The 13,389-nt window shown below is 59.0% G+C and carries 7 protein-coding genes and 1 tRNA gene; 2 read left to right on the forward strand and 6 right to left on the reverse strand.

Annotation, left to right across the window (positions count from 1 at the left end):
• Positions 1 to 120 precede the first annotated feature (120 nt).
• Complete coding sequence (locus FTW19_RS24925; protein WP_147650252.1) at positions 121 to 849, forward strand: hypothetical protein; 729 nt, start codon at positions 121 to 123, stop codon at positions 847 to 849.
• Between the two features lie 50 nt (positions 850 to 899).
• Here FTW19_RS24925 and FTW19_RS24930 read toward each other — a convergent pair whose 3' ends face one another.
• From FTW19_RS24930 to FTW19_RS24945, 4 genes are all read right to left on the reverse strand, one after another.
• Entirely contained in the window at positions 900 to 2,144 is a 1,245-nt protein-coding gene (locus tag FTW19_RS24930) for an MFS transporter (protein ID WP_147650253.1), read from the reverse strand.
• A gap of 35 nt (positions 2,145 to 2,179) precedes the next feature.
• Complete coding sequence (locus tag FTW19_RS24935) at positions 2,180 to 3,094, reverse strand: tetratricopeptide repeat protein (protein ID WP_147650254.1); 915 nt, start codon at positions 3,092 to 3,094, stop codon at positions 2,180 to 2,182.
• A 419-nt stretch (positions 3,095 to 3,513) separates the two neighbouring features.
• Positions 3,514 to 3,589 (reverse strand) — tRNA-Thr (locus tag FTW19_RS24940).
• A 345-nt stretch (positions 3,590 to 3,934) separates the two neighbouring features.
• On the reverse strand, positions 3,935 to 5,017 hold the full coding sequence (locus FTW19_RS24945; RefSeq protein WP_147650255.1) for a DUF6599 family protein: 1,083 nt from the start codon (positions 5,015 to 5,017) through the stop codon (positions 3,935 to 3,937).
• A 267-nt stretch (positions 5,018 to 5,284) separates the two neighbouring features.
• Between FTW19_RS24945 and FTW19_RS24950 the strand changes: the two genes are divergently transcribed.
• Positions 5,285 to 6,796: a M20/M25/M40 family metallo-hydrolase gene (locus FTW19_RS24950; protein WP_147650256.1), complete on the forward strand. Its 1,512-nt coding sequence runs from the start codon at positions 5,285 to 5,287 to the stop codon at positions 6,794 to 6,796.
• A 197-nt stretch (positions 6,797 to 6,993) separates the two neighbouring features.
• Here FTW19_RS24950 and FTW19_RS24955 read toward each other — a convergent pair whose 3' ends face one another.
• Both FTW19_RS24955 and FTW19_RS24960 read right to left on the reverse strand, forming a co-directional pair.
• The gene (locus tag FTW19_RS24955) at positions 6,994 to 9,543 is read right to left on the reverse strand and encodes an amylo-alpha-1,6-glucosidase (RefSeq protein ID WP_147650257.1); all 2,550 of its coding nucleotides are present in this window, start codon (positions 9,541 to 9,543) and stop codon (positions 6,994 to 6,996) included.
• A gap of 306 nt (positions 9,544 to 9,849) precedes the next feature.
• Entirely contained in the window at positions 9,850 to 13,347 is a 3,498-nt protein-coding gene (locus FTW19_RS24960) for a TonB-dependent receptor (RefSeq protein WP_147650258.1), read from the reverse strand.
• Between the last annotated feature and the right edge of the window lie 42 nt (positions 13,348 to 13,389).

Genomic DNA, 13,389 nt, shown 5'->3' on the forward strand with positions numbered 1-13,389 from the left:
GGCGGAATCTTGAATATTGCTATTATGAATCCCTGTTTGGTGCGGGGAACCGGTCTACACGGACTTGCCGACGATCATTTATCGCGAGCTGCGATCCAAAGACAATGAGGAGGACGCTTCATGCCACTCGTTGACAAGCTAAAGCTAGGATTCTCCCTGGGCGTGGTCTTGCTACTTCAAGCTCACTGGAGTGTTGCGCAGAAACCATTAAAGCTGGTGAGCGGGCCGCAGATTCGGAAGGAGGTTGCTGCGCTGCCTCGCATCGTGGCTCCGAATGCTGCCGAGGCAAAAATCAATGCCGCGCTCGATCGGCAGGACCTCTGGGTCAGGAAAGCTGCAGAAGCATGCAGCGGGCCTGACATGTTTTGGAAACGAGTTGTTCGGGTCACGAAAAGCGGCCCGGCATTGCTGAGCGTGCTTGTGTCAGACAGCGGGGACTGCGGTGGTGTTCATCCTTTTGATGAAACCTTTCCATTGGTCTACGATCTGCGGACGGGTGATGCCGTGAGGTGGGACAAAGTCTTTCCGAAGGGGAGGGCTGAAGAAATCAACACGTCTTCCGACGATGGCATGCCGTGGATCACCATTCGATCGAAACGTCTTCAGGCACTCTATGTAGCCAATTACAAGAGCCGTGGCGATTGCGGGATAGAAATCGTAGCTGAGGTGACAGAGTTTCACCTCTATCCGGATGAGAAGGCGAATGCATTGAAAGTTTTTCCCGCAGCCTTGCCACAAGTGGCTCATCCGTGTGCTAGCTCATTCGCGCTGGGTGCAAAAGAACTACAGGCCCTTGGGGTTTCGCAACAGTGGCGGGACGCGATCCTTAGTCAGGATGGGAAGCCGTAGGCAATCGACTTCGGTCTGGTTCACGAAATGACAAATAGAAGAGAGTCTTACTAAACTTCCAGCACCCGCTCCTCTTCCACCGGGATGTGGTCCATCGAGCAGGGGCCTTTCTTTCCAGTCGCATGCACCAGCGCGGCGACGCTCAGCAGGGCCAGCGCCAGGATGCAGACGCCATTCCACTGCCAATGCACCCAGGCGAAGGTCACCAGGGCTGAACCGACGGCCGCGCCCGTGAAGTACACCGTCATGTAGACCGTGTTCAGGCGGCTACGGGCTGAGGCGTCGAGGCCAAAGATGCGGGTCTGGTTGGCGATCTGCGACATCTGCGCGCCCATATCGAGGACAATGACGCCAACCACCATGGCGCCCACGTGAGCCGCCATCGGCATATGCAAGCGGTCCTGCACCCACAACCAGACAAAGCTGGCCGCAAGCGTTACCAGCGCCCAGGAGAGGACGTAGCGCGGTCCGTGGCGGTCTGCCATGCGTCCTGCAAGCGGAGCGACGACAGCTCCGGCTGCGCCGACGACACCGAAGGTGCCGGCAACACCGGCTCCGAGACCATAGCGGGTACCGAGAAAGAAGGCCAGCGTAGTCCAGAAGCAGGAGAAAGAAGCAAAGATGAGTGCGCCCATCGCAGCCGACTCGCGGAGCAGCCGCTGGCTCGACCACAGTGTCCATAAGGAGCGGATGGCCTCGCCATAGCTGAGCTTATGCTTGGGCGGCAGCGCAGGCATGGTGCGGCGCAGCATGGGTACAAAGCTGAGGTTGATCACCGCAGCGACGACGAAGACCGTTCTCCAGCCCGCGGCCGCCCCGAAGTGGATCCGGCTGACCCAGCCGGAGAAGGTGCGGGCCAGCAGTACGCCCAAAAGCAGACCGGTCATCACGGTGCCGATCGCACGGCCCCGCTCTTCATCGCTGGCAAGGTCGGGGGCAATCGGCAGCACGATGTGCGTTACGGAAGCCAGCAAGCCCACCAGCGCACTCGCAGCGATGAGCCATGGCAGCGACTGGGCGGCAGCCGTCAGAAGCAGCGCAATGGAGACCGCGGCGTACATGCGGAGCATGAGGCCACGGCGCTCCTTCAGATCGCCCATGGGGACAAAGGCCAGCATGCCCAGCGCATAGCCCACCTGCGTCGCTACGGCGACATATCCGGTGGCTCCGCTGGTGGCGCCGAAGGTGTGACCCATCTCCACCAGCAATGGCTGGTTGTAGTAAATGCTGGACACGCCCACAGCGCAGGCAAGACCAAGAAATGGCAGTGGGGTGTGCTTTTGGGCCTTACTCATAGTGGTCCTACCACTGATTGTAGGCCCTTTGAGAACTATTTGCTTGCGTGACGTTTCACGATGGACAGCTTTTCGCCGGCCAGGATGCGCCTGGCCTGGCTGCGTGCGTGGGTGGCCCAGGGGCCGATGGGGTCCAGGCGGACATAGGCGAGCCAGTGCGGCAGCGCCCGGCGGCGCTCCGCGCAACGCTCGTAGGTCAGCGCCAGGTTGTAATGCGCGTCGGCATAGGAGGGCGACAGAGCGATGGCGCGCTTGTAAGCCTCAACAGCCTCGGGAAGCCGCTGCAACTCGTCCAGGACGTTGCCAAGGTCGAAGAAAGCCAATGCGTAGCTGGGGTCGGCAATCGTAGCGCGACGGTAGAGCTGCTCGGCACGACCGTAGAGCTTCTGGTTGTAGTAGATGGTGCCGAGATTGATGCAGCCTGGAGCGTGGTTCGGATCGAGCTCCAGCAGGTCGACATAGATCTGTTGTGCCTGACCGATGGTCGCGGTGTGCTCTTCCAGTTGCACCGCCTGCAGGAACATCTCCTGCACCTGCATCGCCTTGTCGATGGCCGCCTCATGGGCGTGCACTACAGCGAGTGGACGCGATGTCTGCGGATCGAAGTCGAAGAGAAGCTGCTGCGCTACCGGATCCACCAGAGCGCCGGAGTGACGAAAGACCAGACGGGAGCCGCGACGAGCAATGGAAGCGGCCTCAACCAGCGGGTTGGTCATTCCTGAGACGCGACGCATGGCGTCGATACCGGCGCGGATAGAGCGGGATGAGATGCGTGAAGTACTGAGATCGCGCAGACGGCGCAGACGCACCAGATCTTCAAAGCTGTAACTTTCTTTGACGACGGAGAGGCCGGCACGCTCCCACCCGGCCAGTTGCCGGGGATGGAGCCGCAGAATACGAAGCACATCCTGACGGCTGTAGCTATCGCTTGTGGTTATCTCGGTCGGCACCGTCTCCTCTTGTGCCGAGTATGCGTGGCAAACAGACAGTAATCAAGAGGGTTAGCGGGGTCAACGCAAGAAATCAGTGGAATTCGCGTACCAAATCTGATACTAAAGTTCGCCCGTATCGTCAGTGAAGCCCAAAGCCACGAGACAAGGAGCAACAAGAATCACGAGAAAGAGAAGGGCGATGAAGACATCGTGCATGGTGAACATTACCGGATCATCGGCGAATCACAGTGGAGCGTGAACGGTGTTTGTTTTTAGGGCGTACCTGGACAGAACGGGTAGAAAAGCAGATCGATGGCTCTATGGACCCGGATTTCACTCAAAATTCTGGTTGAATCCTCTTGAAACGAACAAAAGGATTGCTGAGCAGTGATCTTTGATTGTCGAGGTGTTGTCGCAGGACGCGGAGTGGAAGTGACTGGAGCCGACGGCCGGACTTGAACCGGCGACCTGCTGATTACGAATCAGCTGCTCTACCAACTGAGCTACGTCGGCGGACTCCTCAGTGATTTTATCGGGGATTGACGCTGCACGCAAAGCCAGCGGAAATGAAAAGGAAGAAGCCGCCCGGCAACAGGGCGGCCTCTTCGTAGGGAGAATAGTTCCAACGGAGGCAAAGCCATCAGAACTTTCTGGCGAAATACTATGGTTCGCCCAAACGGGGTGTCAAGGCAATTTCTGGCCGTCCACAAACCGCTTATTATCAATGAGATAAAGAGTGACCAAACAGTAACCTGAGCCAAAATCCATTCGCCCTTTGTTCTCCTCAGGAAGGGTAACCTTTTCCGGCAAACCTGCCTGAATTCAGCCCGTTAGATATTTTGCTGCACCAGAAACGAGTCAGTTTTGCCGAGGCGGGGGTGGAGCGTCCTGACGCAGATCCTGGCGCAGATCAAGGTGAATGAACTCGGCATCATGCATCGATGAGGCAGGTTTCCCCTGCAACACGCGAATCAACGCACGGCCTCCACCGAAGAATGCACCCAGCACCAATGCAGCAAGACCCATGGCAAAGACACCAAGGATGATGTTGACCAACAGACGTGCTGCCTTGCTGGCTTCACTGATGTAGCCCTCTGGTTTGTTCCAGGTGACGTTGGTCTCATAGTGCACCTGGTCAAGAAGCTTGTTGGCCTCTTCCGCGGTGAACTGACCATAGGTGATCGCAACAATAGGACCAGCTCGCCGAACTGCGATGGAGTCTGTTGTCGCTCCTGCAGGCAGATGATCGAGCAGATCTTTCAGCAGCGCACGCGAGCGATCGCCGGCAATCGTCGGCGTGGGATAGTAGATCGCAACGAAGGTGCCGTGGGGATATTGCCCCGTGGCGATCTCAGGCGACTTAGAGAAATCTACGAGGGATGGATTCAACTGCCCGCCATCGTGCTGATAGGTCGCGGGACCAACGGCGTACTTCACGCTCTCCGCACGAAGACCTGACTTCGGCAGATACGAGAGCAGTCCCGGAGCGCGGCCGGCGGCGCCGCCAAGCTTCGGCAGGCCATTGGTCAATGTCTCCAATGCTTTGTAGTCAGGCTGCGTTTGGAACGATGCGGAGACCAGCGTTGGTCCGCTCCAGAAGAGCACCTCGTTTCCCTTCACATCAGCCTCATTGCCGATCTTTGCCGGAGCGGCGTGTGTGCCCGCCTGCCGCAGCGAAGCGAAGGCCGCATAAGCGCCGGTTGCATCCATATACTGCGTCGCGACGATCGAGAGCTGATTGTTTCCGGAAGTGTAAACGCCGGCCTGCGACCGCTTTACACCCAGCTCTTTGTTGATGACGTCGTTGAGGCCTGTATCGGTGACAGCGGGCTTCTGATCGCTGAGGGTCCAAGTGCCAAGCGACTGCGGGAGTAGCGGCGCCGGAGGAAGCTGCACTGTGGTCGACGGCGTTTTCCCCTGCGCCGGCTGCTGGGCAGACACACCTGTCCCCAGAGCAACACTGAGAAGAATCGCGGAGAAGCAACGCCTGATCACAATTGTGAGACTACCACTCGACCGCCAATGGAAGCACGCCGCATCCTGCATGAAGAGATAGACAACGGCGGGGTTGATTTAGTTCCCGAGACGGCTATGGCGCAGAGCGCCTGATGTGTATAACTCAGGTATCCGTTCCATCTTTATGAAGCGGCGCGGCTTCCCGGTAGCCGCACGTGTCTGGCAGTTCAACTCTGTTCGAAGGAGTGTGCTGTGACGAGTTCCCGTATTCTGTCTCTTCTTGCACTTACCTGCAGTATGGTCTCTACCCTGGCGGCGCAGCAGTCAGAGTTCGACAAGGTTCGCACGTACGCTAACGCACATCGCCACGAGATTGTCGCAGAGTATCTCAAGCTGCTGTCGCTCCCGAATATTCATGGAGACGCGAAGGCGCTGCAGGCGAATGCCGATCTGCTGGCCGCGATGATGAAGAAGCGCGGTCTGGATACAGAGATATGGCCGACGAGCAGTGGGGTTCCGATGGTTTTTGGAGAGAAGCGAGTTCCGGGAGCCAAACGGACGATCCTCTTCTATATCCACTACGACGGCCAACCGGTGGATGTAAAACGGTGGGCGCAACCGGATCCATTTGTCCCCGTCGTGCGGACCGACGGCATCGAAGCCGGTGGCGAGCTGGTGACCGATCTGTCGAGCGCAACCTTTCCAGATGCATGGCGGATCTATGCACGCGCTGCGGGAGATGACAAAGCTCCGATCGAGGCGATGCTCTGCGCTCTGGACGCGATTGGATCCACACAGAAGGAGAACGTAAAGATCTTCCTCGATGGCGAAGAGGAAGGCGGCGGCAAAGGTCTGGCCGAAGTGATTCAGAAGTATCCGGAGAAGCTTCGCTCCGATCTCCTGGTCATACTCGATGGGCCGCAGCATCCTAGCGGGCCGACCATCTATTACGGCGCGCGTGGCGGAGCCAGCGTCAACGTAACCGTCTACACCGCCAAACAGGGGATGCACAGCGGCAACTACGGCAACTGGATGCCAGACGCCAATGTGCGCCTGGCGCAACTGATCGCATCGATGGTGGACAGCACGGGCAAGGTCGTCATCCCCGGTTTCTACAGCGATGTGCTTCCCTTCTCTACCGAGGCGAAGGCAATGATCGACGCGGTACCCGACCAGAGCGCGCAGATGCAGCGCGACTTCGGCGTCGGATCGCTGGACGGGGCGGCGCATTCGCTGCAGGAGGGTCTTAACCTTCCCGCGTTCAGCGTGCACACGATGAAAGGCGGCGAGGTCGGTGGTGTGATTGCCGCCAACGCGACCGCAGAGATCGCGATGCGGCTGGTGAAAGAGAACCGTCCTCAGGTGATGGCGGAACGGGTCATCGACTTCATCCGCGCGCAGGGCTACTACATCGTCGACAAGGATCCGGATGTGGCAATGCTTGCGTCGCATGCGAAGGTGGCCAAGGTGACCTCGCGGGCTCTCACTGCCACGAGCGGCGGAGCGTGGAGAACAGACCCGAACGATCCTCAGGCAGTATTCGCAACCAACGCGCTGAAAGCTGTCTGGGGAGACAAGGTCGTGCGCATTCGCACGCTGGGCGGCAGCGTGCCGGCTTCACCATTTATCGATGCGTTTCATGTGCCGACCGTGGGGGTATCGATTGCGAACTATGACGATAACCAGCACACGGATAACGAGAATATCCGGTTGGGGAATCTATTTGACGGCATGACGACGCTGGCGAGTTTGATGCTGCAGTAGCCAGAATAGGTGGGAGCCGCGGGCTTCAGCCCGCGGTTTTTCATGTCTTATAAGAAATGGGCTTTAGCCCTGGGCCTTCGTCCTGACAGAGATGAAATGCCCAGGGCTAAAGCCCATCATTTTAGGGGCTCATATCAGCGGGCTGAAGCCCGCTGCTCCCACCTGGTTCGAGCTGCGCTCGAATACATAGGTCCCTGTTACCAGGTCAGAGTGACGGTTTTGGACATGTACTTCGGCGAGGACTGTGGCGTTCCTTCGAAAGAAAGCCGCAATATATCGTCATGAAGTTCCCCGCCGGTGGCGTGCAACACAAGTTTCCGCTTGGTGTTCGTCCGCACCCTTAATTGTTGTGACGTTCCTGCGGGCGCTTCCAGGGTGAGCGTCAGACGACGATCCGTCAGCTGTTGATCGACGACTTTGAGCCCTGAGGTCTCTTCTCCCTCCCGCGGTTGCGCAAGCGGGAGAGCCACCTCAACCGCCGGTAACGGCAGGCGAAGTACATGATGCGTCGATGGCTTCTGCGGAGCTGCGGGCGCTTCAGAATCCGCAGCCAGCGTGAGTGTCGTCGGCTTTTCCGAAGTAGCCTCCACTTCCAGTGATCCGTCGACGCGCCGCATGGTGACCGTGTAGAAGTCATCGCCAACGCGAACGTTCTTCAATGTGGCTTCGTTCCAATCCGCCGGCAGTTGGGGGTGGGCATACAGAGCATGCCGCTGTGCATCCGCTTCAATTCCAAAGAGCCCACGGATGGCAGGCGAGAGCACCATCGCCGACGACCACAACTGGTGCGAACTGCTGCGCCCCAGCGGCTGATAGAACTTGCCTGACAAGACCTCAGTAACGAAGCCGGGATCCTGCAGCCAGGTAAGCTGCATGTTCTGACGCAGATGTTCAATCGCCGAAAGACTGTGTCCGGAGCGGAACTCCGCCATACTGACCCAGCCGGTGTAGAGCGGCCACACTGAGCCGTGGTGATAACTGATGGGATCGTAGATCGCCGCTGAACTCGCCACCGAACGCGTTCCCCAGTCCGTGCTGAACTGCGAGCCTGCCCACGCAGCAAACATCGGATTTGCATCCGGCAAACTCAGATGTCCGTTCCACCATGCGACGCTGGAGAAGATCGACGGCACATGTTCATACGCTCCATCGGTATCGCGGCTGAAGGCATACATGCCGTCGCTGCCGCGGAACTCCTTGAGGAGCGTTGCAATCGACTTTGCCGTACTGACTGCGGACGCAGAGGCTTCCGCATCCTTCATCAGCGTTGCCAGCCGCGACATGGCTTCACTGCTCTGCTGATCGAGAGCGACCAGGTAGACCTCCTGATGCGGCAGCTTCGGCAGCCACTCTTCCACCCAGCCCGTACCCTGCGAGTTATCGAAGGCGCCCGCGGTGGTGTGAGCGCGGGTAAATGCATAGGCCCGCTTCACGTTGTCCCAGTGCGTCCGCAGGAACGCAATATCACCCGTAGCGCGGACATAGTCTTCCATCTGCATGACGAACAGAGGCGTCGCATCGGCGGAGGCATAGAGATACGGCAGCTTTGTCCACTCCACCGCTTCGGCTGTCTGCGAATACTCATGCATCATCTTGCCGTCTTCGCGCTGATGCGAGATAAGGAACTCAAGCGCCTGGCGGCTGAGAGTGAAGTCGCCATAACTATTCACCGCATAGAGCGTCCACAACGTGTCGCGGCCGAAGAACCAGCCGAAGCCTGGGCGTGCTGAATCACCCGAGGTATACCATCCGCCGGCGAGACCTGCGCCATCGCTGCGCGTAATCTTCGATTGCTCGATTGCCACCTCGGCCCACTGCAGAGCTTCATCAAATTTCTTGTCGGGCGTGTGAGCGGTCAGACGCTGATCGAAGAAATGAGCGAAGTAGTCTGCCGTAGATCGATAGAGGTCCTGAACGTGATCGCCGGCGGCAAAGGTCTTTTCCAGCAGCGCGCGCCTGTCTTGCTGTGTGCCACTCGACAGATCTGCGACAGAACATAGCAGCGGGAAAAAATGCGCATCGTCCTTTGCAGGATCGTAGGTAAAGGTAAAGGTCAGCGGTGTGGTTTGTGGACGCTCCTGATAAGGACGGATATCGCCATGTGTCGCCTGCGGCATGGCGATAGCGCCGAAGAAAGCGGGATTGTCCGTCTCCAGCAGATAGGCGCCGCCGGTGCCGGCGGGAATCCAGCTACCGTTCGGACGGCCGAAGTTCGGCGCGGGCCACTGGCGTTCCAGGCTTGGATCGAGTGAGAGCGTAATTGCCGCGGGGCGTGATGCGTGCACTTCGAAGAGCACCACCGCTGTCGCCTGGCCGGCGGGCTGTCCACGCGGGATGAACATGTGCTGCTTCACCGTAATCGCCGCATGCGAGTAAGTAATCGTCGTATGGTCGGGACGGACCTCGATCTCCGCGGCCTGGGCGTTCAGATCGATGAGTGCCGGATATCCCTCAAGCCGCGCCGAGAGCTTTGCGTTGTGAAAGATCTTCACGGGGAGCAGCCACAGCTCAAAGCTTCCATCCTGCTGGCCGAGAATGGCTCCGCGCTCTCCTGTTACAGAAAAGGGCTGATTGGGGCGGGCAGCACGAGGGATGACGAGTGGATTCGCATTCAGCGCAAACGCATCGGCGGCACGGAAGTCACGCTGCAGGTACGCGCGATCGAGCGGCAGTGATTGTGCGTGTGCACTCGGCATAGAGAGAAGCTGCAGTGCAGCAAGAACGGGCAGATGCAAAATGCGTGGCATGGCGGAACGCATGAGACCTCAGGTGCTGATGGGAGAGATTCTTGTGTTTTTCAGGAGACTTGAGCATTTTTCCTGTTGCTGGGTATCCCGGAATGGGCGCGCAGCGGCATTTTCATTGCGGAAAACGCCCATAGATGCGGAAGCCCTACGCTACCCCTACAGGAAAAATGTTCTTGCCGTCCGAAGCGTTGAAAAGCAGGTCCTTCGCGATGCTCAGGATGACACCATTTTGATACGGACTTCCAAAACATTGCACTAGCAAGTGGGCGTGAAGACCGATACCGGTCTTCACGCCCACTTGCATGGTTAGAACTGCAGACGTGCCGCGAATTGCAGACGGCGCATCGTGCTGTTGGGTTCGAGGGAGGTGATGGTGCCGGCGGTCGACTGTGTTGAAGCGGAGCAGTCGACGCAGCGGCCGTAGGTTGCAGTGGGAATATCCAGAGCCACGTGGTTGAAGACGTTGAAGGCCTGGAACTGGAACTGGCCCTTTACACGCTCGGTGATCGGGAAGTCCTTGATGAGCGAGGCATCCGCAAAGAAGTCGCGGGGCCCGACCATCGAGAGACGGCCGACGTTGCCAAACTGTCCGACCTGAGGACGGCTGAATGGACCGGAAACAGCTCCATTGGTTGCAAGCGCGGACACCGGCGTGAAGTAACGGCGGGAGTGACTGGACGTATCGAACGAACCAACCGACAGCGGAAAGGCCGAAGCGTTGCCGTTAGGACGGCAGAGGCTGGTCGTTCCCGGACTGGCGAAGCCGGTGTCGAGGTCCTGATCGGACGCGCACTCTGCATAGGTGGGCGTGAACGGACGTCCGCTCTCCCACGTGCTCTGTCCGGAGAGAGACCATCCGCCGATCACGTAATCGACCGGCTTGTTCACCTTGGAGAAGAGCATGCGGTTCTTGCCGAAGGGCAGCTCATACACGCCACTCAACACAAAGATGTGTTCGCGGTTGGTGTCGTTGCGGCCCCACGAGGCACGCTTGTACTGCGCAAAGGCGGCGTCGTTGGCATAGTTCATTGCCCTCGACCAGGTGTAGTTAGCGTTGAATGACAGACCATTCGACATATGCTGCGTCACCTTGGTCTGTAGTGCGTTGTAGATAGCGCGGCCGTTCGGCTGGGCGCTGGTCATACCGCTTGAGCAGCAGGTAACGACCTGTCCCTGATACACACCGGAGAACCGGTTGTAGTACGGACGGCGCAAGGTATTGCCGGCGGCAAGCTGTGCCGCCGAGGTTGGCAGACTTGGGCTGTTCAGATCGTAGCCATAGGTCTCACCGGGATAGACGCGATCGCCGATATTACCGACATAGGCGATCTCAGCCGTGGTTTTGCTGCCGAACTGCTGCTGGATAGCGACGTTGTACTGGAAGACCCGAGGCAGCGTGATGCGGTCGCCGCGGAACTGCTGCGCATACTTATCCTGGAACGGAATGATGCCGTTCGTCGGAATGGTGAACGCCGTGGGCCGTGCCGGTGGTGCGGCCAGCGTAGAGGCATATTGATTGGCTGCGTAGTTACCGGTGCGATCGGTATCTTCATTGCCCTGCACCGGCAGGTTGTGCGAGAGTACGCTGCCGAAGAGCGTTCCGAAGTAGCCGACCGTGTCATAGGTCATGCCCGCGCCGGCGCGGACGACGGTGTTGGGATGAAGCTGGTAAGCGATGCCGAGACGGCCTGCGACGTTGGTGTAATCCATGCGCTGGCCGCCGTTGGTGCCGATGCCGTTCGCACCCGCGACACGGATGCCGCCCGCCTCAAGCGAGGCAAAGCCGCCATGACCCACGCCATTGACCGCTTCGGGGAAGATGAGATCCCAGCGCACGCCGTAGTTCACGGTGAGCTTCGGCGTAACGCGCCAGTTGTCCTGCGCATAGAAAGCAAGACGTTTTTGATAGCTGTACTGATCGTTGATGAAGACATCGAAGCGCTGGAAGCGCGCTGCATAGCCGACGAGGAACGAAGCGACATCACTGCCGCCGGATCCATTGAGACCCGTCGATGAGTTGTCGAAGAGGAACTGGCCGCTGCGGTTGAAGTCGCTGGCGTTACGGACGTTCTTCGCGTAACGCAAATCGGCGCCGAAACGGATGGTGTGATTGCCGCGGGTCTTGGTCCAGTTATTCACAAGCTGGAAGACCTGCTCGCTCTGCAGCAGCGGGCAGTTGCAGCCCTGGTTTCCCAGGCCGCTGAAGCCGCCCTGGTTGAAGTTGAAGGTCGGGGCTCCGCCGGTATCAGCGGCAACATTCAGGTTGGGGATGCCTAGAGTATCTGCAGATACCTGGCCGGGATACTTGCTCTCGGCAACGTGATAGCTGAGAAAGCCGAAGCGTAGATCGGTTGCAAGCGAAGGTGAGAGCGCCCAGTCGAGACCGGCGGTCGCGCTCTGGTTCTGCGTGTTGGTGAGGCCGCTGGTGTTCTGCAGACCAAAGCCCTGTCCGCCGGCAGCGCCGAAGACCGGAACACCGGTCAGGCGGAAGAGAGCGTAATCATAGCGGCCGAAAAGATGCAGGTTCTGCGTCGCCTGATGATCCAGACGAACGTCCGCCTGGTCTCCATTGAGAACGCCGTTGCCGCTGGCGACGTAGTTGTTCGTCGCCGCCGTTCCGTTGGCGTTGGGGGCGGGGATAAGATGAAGCAGATTTACTGCCTGCGCGGAGAGAGCGCTTACCGGAATCTGTCCGGGCGTGCTGCTATACGGAGTCTTGGTGACAGGGTTATAGAGCACCTGGCTGGTGTACTGCGAAAGGTTGCAATTTCCGCTCGACGCAAGGCAGGTGGAACGCAGCAGCGCCGTGGGCACGTTCTGTTGCAGCGTGCTGCCGAGCCGCTGACGCAGCCCCTGGTAGTCGAGGAAGAAAAATGCCTTGTCCTTAATAATGGGACCGCTGAGGGCTCCGCCGAACTGGCTGTAGAGCTCACTGGGGATAAAGCGGTTGCTGACAGGATCGGCCTGGTACTGCGTGAATGGGTTGCGGGCGTAGAAGTAGTCGCTGTGGCGGAAGAAGAAGGCATCGCCGTGAAGGTCGTTGCCGCCCGACTTGGTAGTGACGTTGACGATGCCGCCGGCAGCGCCGCCGAACTCGGCATCGTAGTTCTGCGTAATGACCTTGGTCTCGGCAATGGAGTCGAGGGTGGGGTTAATCACGATGATTCCCAGGACGGGGTCACGGTTGTCGGTACCGTCGAGGATGAATCCCTGTTCGCCGTAGTTCGAGCCGTTGGAATTGAGAGCGATGCCGCCCTGCGGGTTCTCCGGACCGGCGATGTTGAAGCTGGAGTGCTGCACGCCCGGGGTCAGCAGCAGGAAGTTGGTGAAGTTCCGGGTGAAGTTGGGGACGTTCGCGATCGTGGTCTGATCAAGCACCGTCGCAACGTCCGCCTTATCTGTCTTCAGGGCTGGAGCTTCGGTGGTGACGTTGATGGTAGTGGTCGCGGCTTGCAGGCCGACGGTGAGATCTACTTTCTGCGCGCTGTCCGCGTGGACGTCAACGGGCTGCGATTCTGTCGGGGAGAAGTTGGGAGCCTCGACCTTTACCTTATAGGTATCGGGAATCAGGCGATCGACCCTCCAACCACCATCAGGTCCAGAGGTGACGACCTGCTGGGTTCCCTTCTGAGTGTCTGTCACGGTCACTGTGGCTCCAGGAATGGCGGCACCGGTCGCGTCGAGTACGTTGCCGTACAGCGATCCGTAGAGTGCCTGGGCAGAGAGCTGCACCGCACCGGTCATCAAAAAGACCAGTGCGAGCAGACAGTAGCCCACTAGGGATACACGTCGTTGCTTCTTCATTGTGTTTACTCCTGCGTGGTGGAAGCACCATGCGTCGTCTCT

The organism is Terriglobus albidus (assembly GCF_008000815.1).
Classification (GTDB): domain Bacteria; phylum Acidobacteriota; class Terriglobia; order Terriglobales; family Acidobacteriaceae; genus Terriglobus; species Terriglobus albidus_A.